The organism is Corallococcus aberystwythensis, from assembly GCF_003612165.1.
GTDB classification, from domain to species: Bacteria; Myxococcota; Myxococcia; order Myxococcales; family Myxococcaceae; genus Corallococcus; species Corallococcus aberystwythensis.
Map to the genome: position 1 here is coordinate 21,932 of NZ_RAWK01000011.1, position 18,079 is coordinate 40,010.

Annotated in this window: 17 protein-coding genes; 12 read left to right on the forward strand and 5 right to left on the reverse strand. The window is 70.3% G+C overall.

The features are described 5' to 3' along the window. Positions 1–85 precede the first annotated feature (85 nt). Positions 86–886, reverse strand: coding sequence for a hypothetical protein (locus D7W81_RS02970; RefSeq protein ID WP_120553784.1), 801 nt, complete (start codon positions 884–886; stop codon positions 86–88). A 139-nt stretch (positions 887–1,025) separates the two neighbouring features. On the opposite strand from D7W81_RS02970, the gene D7W81_RS02975 reads away from it, so the two are divergent. From D7W81_RS02975 to D7W81_RS03010, 8 genes are all read left to right on the forward strand, one after another. Then, positions 1,026–3,251, forward strand: coding sequence for a serine/threonine-protein kinase (locus D7W81_RS02975; RefSeq protein WP_120553785.1), 2,226 nt, complete (start codon positions 1,026–1,028; stop codon positions 3,249–3,251). A 97-nt stretch (positions 3,252–3,348) separates the two neighbouring features. Continuing rightward, positions 3,349–3,564 carry a hypothetical protein gene (locus D7W81_RS02980; protein WP_120553786.1) on the forward strand — a complete coding sequence of 72 codons (216 nt, stop codon included), beginning with the start codon at positions 3,349–3,351 and terminating at the stop codon, positions 3,562–3,564. 78 nt (positions 3,565–3,642) lie between these two features. After that, positions 3,643–4,617 (forward strand): CarD family transcriptional regulator, encoded by a 975-nt coding sequence (locus D7W81_RS02985; protein ID WP_120553787.1) that lies wholly within the window; start codon positions 3,643–3,645, stop codon positions 4,615–4,617. Positions 4,618–4,708: 91 nt separating this feature from the next. Further along, positions 4,709–5,221, forward strand: coding sequence for a zinc metalloprotease (locus D7W81_RS02990; protein ID WP_120553788.1), 513 nt, complete (start codon positions 4,709–4,711; stop codon positions 5,219–5,221). Beyond that, positions 5,208–6,158: a hypothetical protein gene (locus tag D7W81_RS02995; RefSeq protein WP_120553789.1), complete on the forward strand. Its 951-nt coding sequence runs from the start codon at positions 5,208–5,210 to the stop codon at positions 6,156–6,158. Before D7W81_RS02990 ends, D7W81_RS02995 begins: the two co-directional genes overlap by 14 nt. After that, positions 6,155–8,029 carry an ArnT family glycosyltransferase gene (locus D7W81_RS03000; protein ID WP_208721133.1) on the forward strand — a complete coding sequence of 625 codons (1,875 nt, stop codon included), beginning with the start codon at positions 6,155–6,157 and terminating at the stop codon, positions 8,027–8,029. The genes D7W81_RS02995 and D7W81_RS03000 overlap by 4 nt, the downstream gene beginning before the upstream one ends. 149 nt (positions 8,030–8,178) lie before the next feature. Further along, the gene (locus tag D7W81_RS03005) at positions 8,179–8,745 is read left to right on the forward strand and encodes a hypothetical protein (protein WP_120553790.1); all 567 of its coding nucleotides are present in this window, start codon (positions 8,179–8,181) and stop codon (positions 8,743–8,745) included. Between the two features lie 259 nt (positions 8,746–9,004). Next, on the forward strand, positions 9,005–9,553 hold the full coding sequence (locus tag D7W81_RS03010) for a hypothetical protein (RefSeq protein WP_120553791.1): 549 nt from the start codon (positions 9,005–9,007) through the stop codon (positions 9,551–9,553). Between the two features lie 81 nt (positions 9,554–9,634). Here the strand turns inward: D7W81_RS03010 and D7W81_RS03015 are convergent, their stop codons facing one another. The 4 genes from D7W81_RS03015 to D7W81_RS03030 all read right to left on the reverse strand — a co-directional run bounded on the left by D7W81_RS03015 (position 9,635) and on the right by D7W81_RS03030 (position 14,436). After that, on the reverse strand, positions 9,635–10,066 hold the full coding sequence (locus tag D7W81_RS03015) for an ATP-dependent DNA helicase (protein ID WP_120553792.1): 432 nt from the start codon (positions 10,064–10,066) through the stop codon (positions 9,635–9,637). 157 nt (positions 10,067–10,223) lie between these two features. Further along, entirely contained in the window at positions 10,224–11,408 is a 1,185-nt protein-coding gene (locus D7W81_RS03020; RefSeq protein WP_120553793.1) for an iron-containing alcohol dehydrogenase, read from the reverse strand. A gap of 13 nt (positions 11,409–11,421) precedes the next feature. Next, positions 11,422–12,885 (reverse strand): glutamine synthetase family protein, encoded by a 1,464-nt coding sequence (locus D7W81_RS03025; RefSeq protein ID WP_208721135.1) that lies wholly within the window; start codon positions 12,883–12,885, stop codon positions 11,422–11,424. A gap of 63 nt (positions 12,886–12,948) precedes the next feature. Beyond that, positions 12,949–14,436 carry an aldehyde dehydrogenase family protein gene (locus D7W81_RS03030; protein WP_120553794.1) on the reverse strand — a complete coding sequence of 496 codons (1,488 nt, stop codon included), beginning with the start codon at positions 14,434–14,436 and terminating at the stop codon, positions 12,949–12,951. A 109-nt stretch (positions 14,437–14,545) separates the two neighbouring features. Here D7W81_RS03030 and D7W81_RS03035 point away from each other — a divergent pair, with 109 nt between their 5' ends. The 4 genes from D7W81_RS03035 to D7W81_RS03050 all read left to right on the forward strand — a co-directional run bounded on the left by D7W81_RS03035 (position 14,546) and on the right by D7W81_RS03050 (position 17,997). Next, a complete protein-coding gene (locus D7W81_RS03035; protein ID WP_120553795.1) occupies positions 14,546–15,283 on the forward strand; it encodes a glutamine amidotransferase in 738 nt (245 codons plus the stop codon). Positions 15,284–15,358: 75 nt separating this feature from the next. Beyond that, on the forward strand, positions 15,359–16,192 hold the full coding sequence (locus tag D7W81_RS03040) for an esterase/lipase family protein (protein WP_120553796.1): 834 nt from the start codon (positions 15,359–15,361) through the stop codon (positions 16,190–16,192). Between the two features lie 3 nt (positions 16,193–16,195). Next, a complete protein-coding gene (locus D7W81_RS03045; RefSeq protein WP_120553797.1) occupies positions 16,196–16,657 on the forward strand; it encodes a hypothetical protein in 462 nt (153 codons plus the stop codon). Between the two features lie 122 nt (positions 16,658–16,779). After that, entirely contained in the window at positions 16,780–17,997 is a 1,218-nt protein-coding gene (locus D7W81_RS03050) for an AI-2E family transporter (protein ID WP_120553798.1), read from the forward strand. Positions 17,998–18,079: the final 82 nt, after the last annotated feature.

Here is an 18,079-nt window from a genome sequence, read left to right on the forward strand (position 1 = left end):
GGCTCGGCCCCACCCCCTCAACAGATTGAGGAATCCACGCAGGGTGCGTGCCCGGCAGCCAGGCCGGAGGGTTCAGCGCCCTTGCTTACGGGGAACCCGCATCCGGCGCGGCCCTCGGCGTGGGGTACACGAGGCAGAGCGTGTCGAAGAGCCCCTCTTCCGGCGCGACGTACGTACCGCCGAGCGCCCGCGCCACCTGCACCACCTCCGTGCCGAACGAGGGGACGAGGCACAGGTCGTCCGACGTGGTGAAGCGTCCCTTCAGCCGGGCCAGCTCCCGTCGCAACGCCGCGATGTCCTGGCGCCCACCGCGCACCGGCACGGACGGGCCGTTGCGGTCCGGCCCCGGCAGCTTGCCCACGCTGGTGGTCAGCTCGAAGCCGTCCGCGCGCTGGATGATGCGCAGCTTGCCGGGCGCCACCTCCTCCAGCCACGCACGGAAGCCCTGCTCATCACGAAGCACCAGCCGGTAGGCCACGGGCGCATCCGGATGCTGGAGCCACACGTCCGCCGCCTGCGTGCGCAGCGCCGCCAGCGTGTCGGACACCTGTGCGAGAAACGTGTCCGCGTCCTCGACCCCGATGAGCACGTCCCTGCCCCGCACCCGCTCCGCGAACCGGCCCGCCTCCCGTGCAGGAACGAAGGTCTCCTTGCCCAGCCGCACCGCGTCTCCCGCCAGCTCCAACCGGACGACGTCGTCCGGAAGGGGCTCGCCATAGGCGGGCGCGGACACGGGCGCGACGGTCGCGTTCGCCCAGGTGCCTGCGTCCGTGGAAGCCGCCGGACGGGCCCCTGCCTCCTCGCGGAGTGGGGCCTCCGCGGACGCCGCGCGTGCCGGTTCCGGGGGCGAGGGCTCGCGACAGCCGCCCGATGACAGGCAGCCCATGAGCAGGAGGAAGAATGCAGGGTTACGGGAACAGGCTGGCGAGCGTAGCGGAATATTCCACCCGGAGCGTCTGAATGGCCTCATGATAGCTTCTCGCGGTTTTTCCGAAGGCCTCCCCTCCACAGGAGCCGATTCGAACGTGCCGCAGCCTTCCGCCGGCTTCCAATTCGGAAAGTACAAGCTGCTCGAGCGCATCGCGACGGGCGGCATGGCGGAGATCTACCGCGCGCGGATGACGGCGGTGGCGGGCGTGACGAAGCCGGTGGTCATCAAGAAGATCCTCCCCGGCTACGCGGATGACAGCGCGTTCGTGTCCATGTTCATCAACGAGGCACGCATCGCGCTGGGGCTGTCGCACGGCAACATCGCGCAGATCTTCGACTTCGGGGAGGTGGAGGGCGAGTACTTCCTCGCGATGGAGTGGGTGGACGGCCACCCGCTCTCGCACGTGCTGCGCCGCGCGCGGGAGAAGGGGCTGCCCGCGCTGCCGCCGCCGCTGGCGGTGCTGGTGGCCATCGACATGTTGCGCGGCCTTGCGTACGCGCACACGCGGCTGGACGACAACGGCCGTCCGCTGCACATCGTCCACCGGGACGTGAGCCCGCAGAACGTGCTCCTCTCCTTCGAGGGGCAGGTGAAGCTGGTGGACTTCGGCATCGCGCGGGCCCGGCTCGCCGGACGCAGCGACACGAAGCCAGACCCGGCGAAGGGCAAGTACGTCTACTTCGCGCCGGAGCAGGCGCGCGGCGAGGCGCTGGATGCGCGCACGGACGTGTTCGCCGCGGGCACGGTCCTCTACGAGATGCTCTGCGGGCGGCGCCCCTTCGAGGGCTCACTCCAGGACGTGCTGCGCAAGATTGCCCAGGGCGACTTCCCCCGGCCTCGCGAGTGGACGCCGGGCATCCCGGCCACGCTGGAGCGCATCCTGCTCACCGCGATGGCCACGAGCCCGGAGCAGCGCTACTCCACCGCGCAGGCCTTCGCGGAGGCGCTGACGCGGCAGCTCCACGTCACCGCGCCGGACGTGTCCGCCAGCGACCTGGGCCACTTCATGGGCTACCTCTTCGAGCCGGAGCTCGTGGAGGCCGGCCGCCCGGTGCAGCTGCCGCGTGAGTTCATCGCGCGGGTGGGCCGCTGGAGCGGCATCGCCGAGCCGCCGCCCGTGCCGACGCCGCCGGAGCTGCCCCGCCACGTCTCCGAAGCCTGGGGGGAGCCCCATGGCGAACCCCGGGGCGACCTGACGACGCAGCCCCTGCCCCCGCAGGCCATGCCGCCCATCCCGCCGCCCGCGTGGCACCGCTCCCTGCGCGGCTGGGCGGTGCGCGGCGCGCCGGTGGTGGTGGCCGCGCTCGTGGCCACGTGGCTGGGCTTGGTCATGGGCGGCCCCAACACGTTCGCGGTGGAGCTCAGCTCCTCGCCCGCGGGCGCCACCATCCGCGTGGATGGCCGGACGCTGGCGGAGACGACGCCCACACTCATCACCCAGCTGCCGTCGGACCGCGAGCACGTGCTGGAGGTGCTGCTGCCGGGCATGGTGCCCTTCAGCCAGCGCGTGCATGCGGAACGCGGCACCACGCTGGCGGTCCACGCCCGGCTCGGGCCGAAGCATCCGGCCGCGGCGCGCGCCCCGCCCCGCGCGGGGAAGGACGACGCGCCCGTCTCCGGCGCCCGTTACTCCACGGGAGGCCCGTTCGCGCTCAGCGCGGTGGCGCATGCCCTGCGCGTGCCCCCGTCCCAGGCCGCGCGCATGCGGTTGGATCCCTCCCGCACCTACGGCCTGCGCGTGGAGGGCCGCGTGTCGGTGGGCGGCCCGCTGCCGGTGGCCCAGGCCGTCTACTTCCTGGAGGGCGGCACGGCCCTGGCCGCGCGCGACAGCTTCGGCCTGGTGGGCGCGGACGAGGTGCTGGTGCGCGACGCCTCCGTCCTCTACGTGTTCCTCTGGGACGACCGGCCCGACGACAACCGCGGCGCCCTCCAGGTGCACGTGCGGGAACAGGCGAGCGGCGCCATCACCACGCTGCTGCTGGACGCGCGCCGGCACGCCGTCTCGCTGTCCCCCCACGACGGCTTCACGCTCAGGGAGCTGGATCCGTCCACCACCTACCGCGTGGTCGTGCGCGCGGCGCAGGAACCGGCGCGCACGCGGGGCTTCGGCGGCGGAGAGGTGGGCGGCGTGCTCGCGCTGCACGGCGCGGGACCGTCCCCGGCCATGGCCCCGGGCACGCTGGAGGTGCTGGAGGTCAACCAGCCCACGGTGATGCGCGGCGCCAGCTGGCTGCGGCTCGCGTTCCCGGACGACGACGTGAACGACAACGCCGGCGGCCTCACGCTGGAGGTGACGCCAGTGGCGCCGCTGCACCAGTAGCGCGCGCGACGGGCCGCTACAGGATGCCCGCGGCCTGTAGCCGAAAAATTGATCATCCGGGCGCCGCCCCTACCCTGGGCCGCCACGGAGGACGCTCATGAAGAAGCTGCTGGCGGTGCTGGGCCTGGGAATCGCGGTGATGGCCACGGTGGGACTTTCCACCCGCGTGGACGCGCGGCCCGGAAGCACGGCGGACGAGGGGCCGACCGACGCCCAGATCGACGCTGTTCTGGACTCGCAGGCGCACGAGGTGATGGCCAAGCTGTTGGAAGCGCAGCGCAATGCCAACCGGATGACAATGCTTCCCCGGTAATCTCGTGGCATCCGGCGAGGCACGGTGCTACGACCGGTCGCTCGCTTCGGTGATCATCCACCCGCCCACGAGGGGGCCATGCCAGAAGGGTCCGCTGCACTCCAGCTCCAGGTTGGAGACCGGGTCGTCTACCCCAACCAGGGGGTCTGTCGCGTCGCCGCCATCGATGTGAAGGAAGTGGCGGGACAGAGCCTCACCTTCGTCACCATGCGCCGCGAGGAAGACGGCGCGGTCGTGATGGTGCCGCAGGGAAAAATCATTTCCATCGGTGTGCGCAAGGTCGCCAGTCCGTCGGACGTGGAGGAGATCTACTCATTCCTCCGCTCGGACAGCGACAAGGCGGACCTCGACTGGAAGCAGCGCGCGCGCACCAACCTGGACCGCATGACCCAGGGCGGCATCCTGGGTCTGGCGGAGGTCGTCAAGGGCCTCCAGGTCCTGAGTGAGCTGCGTCCGCTGCCCACCAAGGAGCGCGAGCTCTACGACAATGCCCGGCACCTGCTGGTATCGGAGGTCGCCGCCGCGCTGGGCACCGCCGAGGCCAACGCCGAGGACTCCATCGACATCGTCCTCTTCCCGCCCGGGAAGGAGCGTCCCAAGCGCACCGCCGCGGAGTTCGCGCGGCCCGGTGGCGACGAGGACGACATGGACCTGGACGGCGACCTCATGGGTCTGGAGGGCGGAGAGCTGGACCTGCCCTCTGATGAGGAGCCGCAGGCCGAGTCCGAATCCGAGGAGGAGTCCTCCGAGGAGGGTGCCGAGGAGGAAGGCGGCGAGGAGTCGTCCGAGGACGCTCCGAAGAAGCGCGGCCGTCCGCCCAAGGCCAAGCCGGCCGAAGGCGAAGGTGGCGAGCCCGCCGCCCCGAAGAAGCGCGGCCGTCCGCCCAAGCCGAAGCCGGAAGGGGTGGCGGCGGAGGGCGCCGAACCCGCCGCTCCGAAGAAGCGTGGCCGTCCGCCCAAGGCCAGGCCGCCGGAAGGCGCCGCGCCCGCGGAGCCCGCCGCTCCCAAGAAGCGCGGCCGTCCGCCCAAGGCCAAGCCGGCCGAGGACGAGTGAACCGCAGGACTCCACGGCCCTCCCGGTGCCCGCGTCGCGCCTCAAGCGCGCACCCGGCACCGCGAGGGCCTTCCCGCCGAGGTGACGCCCCGTGATTCGCGTCGTGACGCTGGACCCCTTCGACGACAAGCAGCTCGCCAAGTTCAACCGCACGCTCTACACGGCCTTCGGCGTGGGCAGCGAGCACAGCGGCTCCGCGGAAGTCCCCGCGGGCATGTCCGAGCCCCTGGACGCGGAGAAGCTGCTGGAAGAGGTGAAGGGCATCCGGGCCTACAAGGACGACAAGGTGCTGCTGCTCACCTCGCGCAAGCTGAAGGACCGGGACCTGCCCAGCGGCAAGGCGCCCACGTCTGGCTTCGCGAGGTACGGCAAGGACCGGGCGGTACTCTCCATCGCGCCGTTCAAGGACCTGGAGAAGGACTTCAAGCCCATCGCGCGGCACGCGCTGCACCAGCTGGGCACGCTCTGGGAGCTGCACCACTGCCTGGATCCGCGCTGCTCGATGTACCCACCCTGGACGCCGTCCTTCAACCAGGGCGACCACATCTTCTGCACCTTCTGCCGCGAAAAGAGCGAGCAGAAGATCCGTCTTGCCAAGTCCTAAGGCCCTGCGCGCCCTGCCCCTGGTGGAACTGGGGGCCCTGCTGCTCGTCGCGCTGTGGTGCCTCGTCTTCCAGCTGCGGCTTCCAGGCCGGCTGCCCACGGACGCGGACGAGCGCGCCGTGGCGGACGTGCTGGCCCGCGACGCACGCCCCGGGGACGCGGTGCTGCTCTTTCCCTGGTGGACCGAGCGCGCCCGTCTCTTCGTGCCCCCATCCGTCCCTGTGTACGGGTGGCTGGAGTCGGACGGCGCGGACCTGGGCGCGCACCCGCGCATCTGGGTGCTGGGCCAGCCGGAGCTTCCCCGCTCCGACGTGGGCGCGTTCGACGCGGCCTTCCTCCCCGGACGCAAGGCGCTGAACCCCGAAGCCCGCATGGGCCCGCTGTCGCTGCGCCTCTACGAGAACGGCCGCTACCGTCCCCGCCACTGGGTGGCGAGCGAGGCCGTGAGCGCGGCGCGCGTGTACCTGGAGCAGCCGGACGGCTCGCGCCGGGACTGCCCCTTCGACGGCAAGGTGCACCGCTGCCCCGGCCCGCCGCACCTGTACGTGGCGCCGGAGTGGCACGAAATCCTCTACGAGCCCCGGCACTGCCTGTGGATGCATGCGCCGGGAGGCGCGCAGCGGCTGGTGGCGGAGTTCGCCAACGTGCCGTCCGGCATGGGCCTGAGGCTGGAGGGCGGCATCATCTTCGAGTTCGCGCACCCGAAGGACCCGCGCCTGAGCACGTCCTATCTGGGCGTGGATGACGCGGCCACGGGCGAGCGGCTGTTGAACGTGCCCATTCCCCCGGGCCGCGAGGGCGTGCAGAAGGCGGAGGTGGTGCTGCCACCTGGGCCGCCGCGCACGGTGAAGGTCTGGGTGCAGGCGGACAACGCGGAGTCGCGGCAGGTGTGCCTGGACGTGATGGCGCTGGAGCCCGCGGTGGGGGTGAGGCCATGACAGCTCCGGTGCAGGCTCCGGTGTCACTCCCGCTGACGGGACGCCCCGCCACGCGCGAGGAGAAGCTCACGGCCCTGGCCTTGTGGGTGCTGGCGTTCGCGGCGCTGTGGAGCACGGAAGCCGCCGTGGGCTTCACGCGTGACGAGAGCGTCTACTTCGCCGCGGCGGAGGGCTACTCGCAGTGGTTCCGGCTGCTGCTGCACTCGCCCGCGCAGGCGTTCACGGACAGCGCCATCGTGCGCGCGTGGGACTACAACCACGAGCACCCGGTGCTGATGAAGACGCTGTTCGGGTTGAGCCACCTGCTCTTCCACGACACGCTGGGCCTCATGCGCGACGCGACGGCGTACCGGCTGCCCGCGTTCGCGATGGCGGCGCTGGTGCCCGCGCTGTGCTTCCTCCTGGGCAGCGCGCTGTACGGCCGCACCGCGGGGTGGTTCGCCGCCCTCTCCTTCCTGCTGGTGCCCCGCCAGTACTTCAACGCGGAGCTGGCGTGCTTCGACCTGCCGGTGGCCGCGATGTGGCTGCTGGTCGTGTACTGCTTCTGGCGCGCACTGGAGAGCACCCGCTGGGGCATCGCGTGCGGCGTGGCATTCGGCCTGGCCATCGCCACGAAGCACAACGCCCTCTTCATGCCCTTCGTGCTGTCACCGTTCGCGCTGTGGCGCGCGTGGCAGGTGAGCGAGGGCGTCCCGGAGGCCCGCGTACGGGCGGTCCGCTTCGTGGGGCTGTACGCCGCGGTGGCGGTGCTCTACGGCCTGCTGGTGGTGTTCCTGGGCGGGCCCGCCGCGTTCCAGAAGAAGTTCCTGCTCCTGAGCCCGCACACGCTGTTCTTCGTGGGCCTCGCGGTGGGCAGCGGGGTGCTGCTGCGGGACCTGAAGCACGTGAGCCTGCCGGTGACGCGGGCGCTGGTGCCGCTGGCGGCCATGGCGGTGCTGGGCCCCGTCCTCTTCTACCTGCACTGGCCCTACCTCTGGCACGCGCCGGTGGACCGCACCGCGTGGTACCTGGCCTTCCACGCGACGCACAACCACTACGCCTGGTTCTACCTGGGCACGCTGATGCGCGGGCCGCCCTTCCCGCTCACCTACGTGCTGGTGAAGACGGCGCTGACGGTGCCCACCAGCCTCTTCGCGCCCATGGTGACGGGCTTCGTCGCGCTCGTGGGCCGGGCGCTGTTGAGCCTGAGCGCCCGCACGCGGGAGTGGGTGCGGATGCCCACGGCTTCCGAGGCGCTGGTGGGCGTCAACGCGGTGACGTCCATCCTCATCATCAGCCACCCGCAGGTGCCGCACTTCGGCGGGGTGAAGCACTGGTTCCCGTCCATGACCTTCCTGGGCATCCTCGCGGGCGCGGCGGTGGCGCGCGGGTGCTTCGCGGTGTGGGAGGTGCTGAAGGCCCGGCGTCCCTCGGTGTCACCGCTGGCGGTGACGGTGCCGGTGTTCGCGCTGCTGCTCGTGCCCGCGCTGCTGGGGTCGGTGCGGGTGTTCCCGTACGGCACGGCCGCGTACTCGGAGCTGGCGGGCGGCTTGCCGGGCGCTGCGACGCTGGGGATGCAGCGGCAGTTCTGGTCCAGCCACGTCACCGGCGTGCTGCCGTGGATCAACGAACACGCGAAGCCGGGTGCACGCATCTACCTGCACGAGGTGAACGGCTTCTCGTTCCGCGACTACCAGCGCAACGGGATGCTGCGTCCGGACGTGCGGCCGGTGAACAGCCCGTTCGACGCGGACATCGTCGCGTACCAGTACCACCAGGAGTTCCGCGAGCACGAGTTCCTCACGTGGCAGGCCTTCGGCACGCGCACGCCCGTCACCGGGCTGTACCTGGACGAAACGCCGCAGGTCATCGTCTACCAGCGCCCGGAGTAGTCCCGGGCGGTGATGACGCAGGAAGCCATGTGCACGACCGTGCACTCGGCGGCCCCCCAGGCTTCCACGAAAAGCGGACAGGACGGGAAGGCGTGGAGCCGGGGTAGGCTCGCCGTGTAGGCCATTCCACCTTCCCGGGGGAGAACCACATGACGCGCTGGACGGGCTTGCTGACGGTGATGGTGCTGGGTGCGGGCATCGTGAGCTGCGACGACGCGAAGCCGCCCGCGAAGGTGGAGCGGGCGCAGGTGAAGCGGACGGGCCCCGCGACGATGGAGATCATCCCCGTCGAGGGACAGCTCCCCTACTGCATGCTCTTCACGATGTCCGAGAAGGGCGTCATCCGGCAGCTCACGCTCACGCGGGAGAACCGCTCCATCCGCTGCGATGCGAACCGGCCCGTCGCGAACACCAGCTTCCGCGTGCCGGTGCAGGAGGGGAAGGTGCGCGTCTACATCTTCTTCTCCGACGAGCGCGTGCCCGCGGGCTCCGTGGCGCAGCAGCTCTACGACCTGCGCGACCGCGAGCGCGTCACCGCCATGGACCTGCGGCTGCCGGGGCGCATCTTCGTGGAGACACTGGAGTTCACGCCGGAGACGGGCGAGCCCGAAGCGACGGGCGTCATCGTGGGCGCGGGCGGCGTGGTGACCTCCGACGGAGGCACGGCCCCGGATGCGGGCACCAGCACGCTGTCCGTGGAGCCCGCCGACAACTGACCTCCAGCCGCGAAGAAGCCCGAGGGTGGACCTCCGCCCCCGGGCCTTCGTGCTGCTTCAGTCTGTGTCGCCGCAGCGGCCTGGTTCAGCCAGCCGCCGTTGTACGCCGGGGCCCGGTCACGCCGCGCCAGCCGCTCGCGGGCCATGGGCCAGCGGGTCCGCCTCCGCCATGCCGCCGATGGCCACCGCACACGCCCGCCGTGTTAGGTCAGGGCAGGCTCGCGGTATCTGCCATTCCACCTTCCCGGGGGAGGAACACGTGACGCGCTGGGCGGGCTTGCTGACGGTGATGGCGCTGGGCGCGGGCTTCGTGAGCTGCGACGACGCGAAGCCGCCCGTGAAGCTGATGCGTGCCCAGGTGAAACGGACGGGCCCCACGACGATGGAGATCATCCCCCTTGGGGGACAACTCCCCTACTGCATGCTCTTCACGACGTCCGAGAAAGGCGTCATCCGGCAGCTCACGCTCACGCGCGAGAAGCGCTCCATCCGCTGCGACGCAAACCGGCCCGTCGCGAACACCAGCTTCCGCGTGCCGGTGCAGGAGGGGAAGGTCCGCGTCTACGTCGTCTTCTCCGATGAACCCGTGCCGACAGGCTGGGTGGCGCAACAGCTCTATGGTTTGCGCGACCGCGAGCACATCACCGCCATGGACCTGCGGCTGCCGGGGCGCATCTACATGGAGACACTGGAGTTCACGCCGGAGACGGTTGAACCCGAGGCAACGGGCGTCGTGGTGACGTCCGACGCCGGCACCGCTCCAGACGCGGGCACGCGCGAGCGGCCCGTGGAACCCACGGCCCACTGACCTCCAGACGCGAAGAAGCCCGAGGGTGGAATCTCCGCCCCCGGGCCTCCGCGCTGCTTCAGGCTGTGACGCTGGCGCTGCCTAGTTCAGCCAGCCACCGTTGTACGCGGGGGCCCGGTCACGCCGCGCCAGCCGCTCGCGCTCCAGCCGGGCCAACCGCGCCCGCTCCTGCCGTTCACGCTCCATCCGCGCCAGCCGCTCGCGCTCCTGACGCTCACGCTCCAGCCGGGCCTGACGCTCGCGCTCCTGGCGCTCGCGCTCCATGCGCGCCTGCCGCTCCCGCTCCTGCCGCTCGCGCTCCAGCCGGGCCTGACGCTCGCGCTCCTGACGCATCCGCTCATGCCGTTCGCGCTCCAGCCGGGCCTGACGCTCACGCTCCTGACGCTCGCGCTCCATGCGGGACTGGTCCTGGCGGCTCACGAGGGGGGTGGCAGCGTGGAAGTCCGCCGCCATCACCGGGGAGCTCGCGACGAGCGCCACAGCCACCACCATCTTCTTGAGCATTGCCTTCATGACCTGCCTCCGTGAACCGCGTTGTGCTGCGTTCTGAACCTACTGACGGGGGAGGCCCGGGTTGATTCACCGCTCCAAAGGCACGGGGCCCCTCCCGTTTCCCTCGGAAGAGGCCCCGCTGAAACACTCTGAAATCAAGCCTGCGTGAAGCCGCTTTTCAGTACGCCTCGCGGGCCATGGCCAGCAGGTCCGCCTCCGTCACGGAGCGTGGGTTCCCCTGGTGAGACGCGTCCAGGAAGGCCTTCTGCGCGATGTGCTCCAGGTCCTTTTCCTGCACGCCCGCGTCGCGCAGCCGCGCCGGAATCCCCACGGACGCTGCCAGCTTGCGCACGCGGTCGATGGCGTTCGCGGCGAGCACCTCCTCGCGCGCGTTGGACGTGTCTCCCAGCGCCGTGGCGATGCGCGCCAGCCGCGCCGTGCTCGCCGCGCGGTTGAACTCCATCACCGCGGGCAACACGATGGCGTTCGCCAGGCCGTGCGGCACGTTGGAGATGGGCGTGAGCGCGTGCGCCAGCGCGTGGCTCGCGCCCAGGCCCTTCTGGAAGGCCATGGCGCCCTCCATCGCGGCCACCATCATGTCCGTGCGCGCCGCCAGGTCGCGGCCCTCCTTCACCGCCGTCACCAGCGAGCGCCCCACGCGCATCACGCCGTCAATGGCCACCGCGTCCGCGAGCGGATGGAAGCCGTTGGCGACGTACGCCTCGATGCAGTGGGTGAGCGCGTCCATGCCCGTGGCCGCCGTGACGGACGGGGGCAGGCCCAGCGTCAACTCCGGGTCGATGACCGCCGCCTTCGGCAGCAGGTACGGGCTGAAGATGACCGTCTTGCGGCCCGTGTCCGCCAGCGTCACCACGCCGGAGCGGCCCACTTCCGAACCCGTGCCCGCCGTCGTCGGGATGGCGATGAGCGGAGGCAGGTCGTCGCGCACGTACTGGTCGCCGCCCTTCGCGTCGTCGTAGCGGCTGAGCGGCGGCTCGTGCGTGGTGAGCAACTGCACCAGCTTGCCGGCGTCCAGCGCGCTGCCACCGCCCAGGGCGATGATGCCGTCGGCCTTGTGCGCGCGGTACGCCTCCAGGCCCGCGAACACGTCACGCTCCGTGGGGTTGGGCTCCACGCGGTCGAACACCGCGCAGTCCATGCCCGCGGCCTTGAGCACGTCCGTGACGCGCGTGGCGACGCCCGCCTTCACCACGCCCGCGTCCGTCACCAGCAGCGGGCGCTTCATCTCCAACCGCGAGGCGTGCGCGGGCAACCGCTGGAGCGCGCCCGCGCCAAACACGATGCGCGTGGGCCACGACATCTCCGTGACACGCGGCTCCGAGGGAATGTCGAAAGGCTTCATGGAAGGTCCTCCTTCAGATGAGTTCCAGGTAGCGCTCCAGCTCCCAGGAGGTGACCGCCCGTTCGTACTGGCGCACCTCCCATTCGCGGGTGCGCACGAAATGGTCGACGAAGCCCTCGCCCAGGATTTCGCGGGCGCGCTCGCTGTTCTTCAAGAGCGCCACCGCGTCCTTCAGGTTCCGGGGCAGCGGCTTCGTGTTCTTCGCTTCGTAGGCGTTGGACAGCACGGGCGCGGGCGGCTCGATTTCGTTCTCGATGCCCCACAGGCCCGCGGCCAGGCTCACCGCCATGCCGATGTACGCGTTCATGTCCGCGCCCAGCTGGCGGTACTCGATGCGCATGGACTTGCCGCTGTCGCCGATGACGCGGATGGCGCAGGTGCGGTTCTCCAGGCCCCACGTCGCGGTGGTGGGCGCCCAGGTGTTCTCCACGCTGCGCTTGTAGCTGTTGATGGTGGGCCAGTAGAGCGCCGTCAGCTCCGGCATCAGCGCCACCTGCCCGCCAATGTAGTGCCGCATCAGCTTGCTCATTCCGTGCTTCTGGGACGGGTCGTGGAAGAGGTTGTCCTCCCCCTTCAGGTTCCACAGCGACTGGTGCACGTGGCCGGAGCAGCCGGGCAGCTTGGGGTCCACCTTCGCCATGAAGCACGCGGACACGCCGTGCTTCGCGCAGATCTCCTTCACCACCGTCTTGAACAGCGCCGCGCGGTCCGCCGCCAGCTCCAGCGTGTCGTAGCGGATGGCCGCTTCGAAGACGCCGGGGCCCGTCTCCGTGTGGAAGCCCTCGATGTTGAGCCCGTACGCGTTGCACCCGTCGATGAGCGCGTGCACCAGCGGCGCGTTCATGGACGTGCGCAGCCACGAGTAGCCGAACATGCCCGGCGTCAGCGGCGTGAGGTTCTTGAAGCCCTTCTCATGCAGGCTCTGCGGGCCCTCCTTGAAGAGGAAGAACTCGTACTCGGCGCCGAACTTGGGCAGGAAGCCCAGCTTGCGCGCGCGCTGGCCCATCTTCTGGAGCAGCTGGCGCGGGCTCGCCTCGAAGGGCGTGCCGTCCGGGTTCACGAAGTCCAGCAGGAAGGCCGCGGTGTCCGGCTCCCACGGGATGATGCGCGCGGTGGACAGGTCCACCTTCGCGGGCGTGTCCGGGTAGCCCGTGTGCCAGCCCGTGACCTTGGTGTTGTCCAGGAGCTCGTCGCCCAGGTCCCAGCCGAAGACGACGTCGCAGAAGCCCATGTTGCTCTTCGCGGCGCTGTAGAACTTCTCCAGCGAGACGTACTTACCGCGGAAGACGCCATCCACGTCGATGGCGCCCAGCTTCACCTTGCGGACGCCCTTCTCGTCCATCCACCGGCGCAGGGAGTCCATGTCCCCCTGCTGAGCGGGCACCGCGCGCGGCACGCCCTCGCCGCGCTCCTTCGCGCGAGCCCGGCGGGCCATCGCCGGATGGGTGAGCACCTTGGCCTTGGGACGCGATGCCATCGGGACCTTCCTTTTCTTCGTCATGCGGCGGTGGAGCGGTGGATGGAAAAGAGCGCGCGGAAGTCAGGGGGACGGCAGCTTCGTCCACACGGCCTTCGTCTGGAGGTAGCCGTCCAGCGCGTGGTGGCCCAGGTCCTTGCCCCAGCCGGATTCCTTGTAGCCACCGAAGGGCGCCGCGTCGTCGAACTCGTTGAAGCAGTTGATCCACACCACGCCGCTCTTCACCTGCTTCGCCAGCGCGTGCGCCTTGGCCACGTCCCCCGTCCAGATGGACGCGGCCAGGCCGTACTGCGTGCTGTTGGCCAGCGTCATCGCCTCCGCGTCGTCGCGGAAGCGCAGGCAGCTGAGCACCGGGCCAAAAATCTCTTCCTGGGCAATCTTCATGTCCGGCTTCACGTCGCCGAAGATGGTGGGCTTCACGAAGCAGCCCTTCGCCTTGAAGCCCTCCGTGTCGCGCACACCGCCCGCGAGCAGCTTCGCGCCCTGCTGCTTGCCGCTCTCGATGTAGCCCAGCACCATGTCCATCTGCTTCTGGCTCACCAGCGCGCCCATCTCCGTGGTCGCGTCCAGCGGATCGCCCACCTTCATGGTGCCGGCCTTCTGCGCCAGCTTCGCGACGAACGCCTCGTAGGCCTTCTCGTGCACCAGCACGCGGCTGCCCGCGTTGCACGTCTCACCCTTGTTGCCGAAGATGCCCCAGAAGCACGCCTCCACCGCGCGGTCGAAGTCCGCGTCCGGGAAGATGATCTGCGGGCTCTTGCCGCCCAGCTCCAGGGTCAGCTTCTTCAGGTTGCTCGCGGCGGACGCCTGGAGCAGCCGGCGCGCGGTGCGTCCGGAGCCGGTGAAGGAGATCTTGTCCACGTCCGGGTGCCGGGCAATCGCCTCGCCCGCGGGGTCACCCAGGCCGGTGACGACGTTGATGACGCCGGGCGGGAAGCTCGCCTCCAGCGCCAGCGCGCCCAGCTTCAGCGCGGTGAGCGGCGTGTACTCGGACGGCTTCACCACCACCGTGCAGCCGGAGGCCAGCGCGGGCCCCAGCTTCCAGCCCAGCATGCACGTGGGGTAGTTCCACGGAACGATGATGCCCACCACGCCCACCGGCTCCTTGAGCGCGTAGGTGTGGAAGGGGCCGTCGACGGGCAGCACCTCGCCCATGATGGTGCCGGCCAGGTCGGCGAAGTTCGCGAGCGTCGCGGCGCCCGGCGCCACGTCCCCCCGGATGGCGTCCTTGAACGTCTTGCCGTTGTTCATCGACTCGACGAGCGCGAACTCCTCGCGGCGCTCGTAGAGCAGGTCCGCCAGCTTGCGGATGAGCTTGCCGCGCTCGCGGCCGGTCATCTTCCCCCACGGTCCGGATTCGAAGGCGCGGCGCGCGGCCTTCACCGCGCGGTCCACGTCCGCGGCGGTGCCGGCGGGCACGTCCGCCAGCTTCTGGCCGGTGGCGGGGTTCACCACCGCGAAGGTGCCCCCTTCAATGGGGTCCACCTGCTGCCCGTCGATGAGCAGCTTGAGCACGGGGAGCTTGGGAGTGAGCGAACGAGCGTCGGTCATGGCGAAGCCTCGGGTGAGCACGGCGCACAAGCGGCCTGGAAGTGGCGGGCACCGGACACGGACGGCTCGACACGGTAGGAATGAGGGCATGACGCGGCAAGCTGCCCCCATGAAGAACGTCCTCCTGCTGAAAGCCGGCGACGCGGCGACCTCCGTCCAGCTCTCCGTGGGCGACTATGAGCGGTGGTTTCTGCAAACCATCGGACTGTCGGGCCAACGCTTCGACATCCTTCCGGTGCACAAGGGCGCGCCCCTGCCGAAGGACGCGAAGGGCTACGACGCGGTGATGATGACGGGCTCCCCCCTGTCGGTGACGCAGCGCGAGCCGTGGATGGAGCGGGCCGGCGCCTTCATGGTGGAGGCGGGCGAGCAGGGCATCCCCGTGCTCGGCGTGTGCTTTGGCCAACAGCTGCTCGCTGAAGCCTACGGCGGCAAGGTGGCGCGCAATCCCAACGGCCGCGAGACGGGCACCGTGGAGGTGTCGCTCTCACCGCAAGGGCGCGCGGATCCGCTGTTCACCGGCCTGCCGGAGCGCTTCGCCGTGCAGGCGACGCACGAGGACATCGTCTCGCGCCTGCCAGAAGGCGCCACGGTGCTCGCGGGCAACGCCAACACCGCGAACCAGGCGCTCGCGTTCCGCCCCAACGTGCGCGGCGTGCAGTTCCACCCGGAGATGCCCACGGACGCCATGCGCGCGGTCATCCTCGCCCGCGAGGAGAAGCTGGACGCGCTCGCACAAGAAAAGGGCGTCCCCGGGGGCGAGTACGTCCCCCGGCTCCTGTCCGGCATCACCCCGACGCCGTTCGCGCACCGGGTGCTGATGAACTTCCTTCAACACTTCACCTGACCGGACGCGCGCTGATCCGGGCCGTGGGGTGACCCGCTCCCTAGCTTGCTCCGTGTTCCAGGACGGGGGCTGGGGATGAATCCGTTCGTGATGCAGTACCGAAGGCTGAAGTGCCACCTGAAGTACCTGGCCAGCTACGTGGATCTGGATCCACGCGGCAACCAGGTCGTGCGCCGCACGGACTTCAAGCACTGCCAGAAGCCGGTGCTCCTCCTGCACGGCTTCTTCAGCACGCGCCGAGTTTTGGAGGTGCTGGAGCACCGCCTGCGCCGCGAGGGCTACTGCGTCTGGTCCATCCACCTGGGTGGCACCATGGACCGCTTCAACACGCACCGCATCGACGAGCTGGCGCGCAAGGTCCAGGGCAAGGTGGACCGGCTCTACGAGCGCCACCCGGGCATGGGGCCGCTCACCATCATCGGCCACTCCAAGGGCGGCCTCATCGGCACGTACTACGTGAAGCGGCTGGGCGGGGATGCCCGGGTGAAGAGCCTCATCACGCTGGGCACACCGCACCGGGGCACGCGCATGGCCTACCTGGGCTGCGCGACGCTGGGCTGGTTCAGCCGCAGCATGTGGCAGCTCACGCCGTCATCGCGCTTCATCAAGGACCTGAGCGTGGGCGCCTTCCCGCGCCACGTGCGGCTCACGTCCATCTACTCGCGCGACGACGTCATCGCGCGCTATCCCTCCTCCGTGCTGGACGTGGACGGCCAGCCCAACGTCTTCAACGTGGAGCTGTCCGGCGTGGTGCCCCACGGCGAGCTGCTCACGCGCCGGGCCGTGTGGGAGGTCATCCAGCGCGAGCTGGCCCTGGGCTATGCTGACGCCCCGGCGCCCGCGTCCGTCACGGCGCTGCCCTCCCCTCTCCTTCCGGTGGCCCTGCCCGCCGCCGCAGCCAGCCCCTGACACATGCCCTCGCGCTGGGACCACCTCTTCGACCTCAAGCCCGTCACCCTCCTGGACCACCTGCTGGAGGAGGTGTCACGGCTGTTGGCCAAGGACCTGGAGTCCTGGCCCCCGCCCGTTCAGGACCTGGACCCGGCCACCCTGGGGGAATTCGCCCCGCTGTTCCAGGAAGCCACCCGGCGCCCCGACCCGGCCGTCTACACGGAGGCCCTGCGGCTGGCGAAGTGGGACCTGGCGCGCGAGTTCGACGCCTTCGACGACTACGTCCGCAACAAGCGCTACCTGGAGCGGGGCCTGGTCCCCGACGACCGCGTCCCCCTGCTCTTCCTCACTCGCTGGCTGACGGAGCAGATGCTGGGCCTGGGAGAGGCCACCCAGGGCCGCATCAAGCGCCCCCTGATGCGCGACTGCCTGGACCGGCTGGAGGCCCGGCTGGGCGAGCGGGCCCGGCTGCCCCAGGCCTGACCGGCTGCCTGAGTCCATTCCAGGCCATTCCCGACCCTTGGGGGGCATAGGAGCCCGGGCCCACCAGAAGCTTTAAGTCGGGAGCTTGTCAGGAGGGAGGCTGCTGCCCTAAGCCCGGGTGCATGTCGCAGCCCGTGGAAGCCACCGCCCCCGACGAACGCCGCAAGCGCCTGCTCCTCCTCGCCGGATTGTGGGTGGCCCTCGCGGTGACGCTCTTCGCCCTGCGCTCGGTGGTGATGCCCTTCGCGGGCGCGGCGCTCATCGCGTACCTGGTGCAGCCGCTGGTGGCGCGCATCACGCGGCTGAAGGTGGCCGGCCGCTACGTGCCGCGCTGGGTGGCCATCCTGCTCATCTACACGGGCTTCTTCCTCGCGGTGTACCTCTTCTTCATCGCGCTGGTGCCGCAGCTCTACCGCGAGGTGGCGCGCATCAGCCGCGAGATGGCCGGCTTCGCCAGCGCGCTCACGCCGGAGCACGTGCAGACGCTCGCGCAGCGCGCGGAAGAGTGGCTCAACGTGTATGGCATCCCCGTGGCCCTGTCGGACCGGGCCATGGAGGGCGCGGCGGGCGCTACCGGCGGATTCAGCCTGGCGCTGGACCTGGAGCAGATGTTCACGGACGCGGTGGCGCGCACGACGTCGTTCGCGAAGGAGAACCTGGGGGACATCGTCAACGTGTCGCGCCGCATCGTCACGGAGGTGCTGACCGGCGTCTTCATGCTGTTCTTCATCCTGATGGTCGCCGCGTTCTTCTCCATCGACGCGCAGGCCATCCGCCGCTACTTCGGCACGCTCATCCCCGCGGAGTTCCTGCCTGACGCGAAGACGCTGGTGGCCCGCATCGACAAGTCGCTGTCCGGCGTCGTTCGCGGCCAGGTCACCATCTGCCTGGTGAACGGCGGCCTCACGCTGGTGGGCCTGCTGCTGTTCGGCGTGAAGTTCGCCTTCCTGCTGGCCACCATCGCCACGCTCTTCAGCCTCATCCCCATCTTCGGCACCATCATCAGCTCGGTGCCCATCGTGCTCATCGCGCTGGCGGATGGGTTCCAGAAGGGCGTGGCGCTGCTCCTGTGGATCATCGGCATCCACGCGCTGGAGGCGTACTTCCTCAACCCGAAGATCATGGGCGAGGCCGCGCGCATCCACCCCGTGGTGGTGGCCTTCTCCCTCATCGCGGGCGAGAAGCTCTTCGGCCTCTGGGGCGCGCTGTTCGCGGTGCCGGTGGCCTCCATCGCGGTGGCCTGCTTCGACTACGCGCGCATCAAGGCCCAGCCGCCCCCGCTGGTGGCCACCGTCTCCCAGCAGGCGGTCGCCTCCACGGACGCGGCCCCCGCCGCCTGAAGCGTCCACGGTTGAAAACAGGGGGTTTTCTCCCACTTTCCCCCCTGGCCATCCCGGGGCCGGATGACTAATTCCAGGCACT

Bases quoted from the DNA above. Each gene is read 5' to 3' on its own strand.
- D7W81_RS02970 (WP_120553784.1), bottom strand. From the start codon at position 886: ATGGGCTGCCTGTCATCGGGCGGCTGTCGCGAGCCCTCGCCCCCGGAA.
- D7W81_RS02980 (WP_120553786.1), top strand. From the start codon at position 3,349: ATGAAGAAGCTGCTGGCGGTGCTGGGCCTGGGAATCGCGGTGATGGCC.
- D7W81_RS02985 (WP_120553787.1), top strand. From the start codon at position 3,643: ATGCCAGAAGGGTCCGCTGCACTCCAGCTCCAGGTTGGAGACCGGGTC.
- D7W81_RS03000 (WP_208721133.1), top strand. From the start codon at position 6,155: ATGACAGCTCCGGTGCAGGCTCCGGTGTCACTCCCGCTGACGGGACGC.
- D7W81_RS03005 (WP_120553790.1), top strand. From the start codon at position 8,179: ATGACGCGCTGGACGGGCTTGCTGACGGTGATGGTGCTGGGTGCGGGC.
- D7W81_RS03015 (WP_120553792.1), bottom strand. From the start codon at position 10,066: ATGAAGGCAATGCTCAAGAAGATGGTGGTGGCTGTGGCGCTCGTCGCG.
- D7W81_RS03020 (WP_120553793.1), bottom strand. From the start codon at position 11,408: ATGAAGCCTTTCGACATTCCCTCGGAGCCGCGTGTCACGGAGATGTCG.
- D7W81_RS03025 (WP_208721135.1), bottom strand. From the start codon at position 12,885: ATGGCATCGCGTCCCAAGGCCAAGGTGCTCACCCATCCGGCGATGGCC.
- D7W81_RS03030 (WP_120553794.1), bottom strand. From the start codon at position 14,436: ATGACCGACGCTCGTTCGCTCACTCCCAAGCTCCCCGTGCTCAAGCTG.
- D7W81_RS03035 (WP_120553795.1), top strand. From the start codon at position 14,546: ATGAAGAACGTCCTCCTGCTGAAAGCCGGCGACGCGGCGACCTCCGTC.
- D7W81_RS03040 (WP_120553796.1), top strand. From the start codon at position 15,359: ATGAATCCGTTCGTGATGCAGTACCGAAGGCTGAAGTGCCACCTGAAG.
- D7W81_RS03045 (WP_120553797.1), top strand. From the start codon at position 16,196: ATGCCCTCGCGCTGGGACCACCTCTTCGACCTCAAGCCCGTCACCCTC.
- D7W81_RS03050 (WP_120553798.1), top strand. From the start codon at position 16,780: ATGTCGCAGCCCGTGGAAGCCACCGCCCCCGACGAACGCCGCAAGCGC.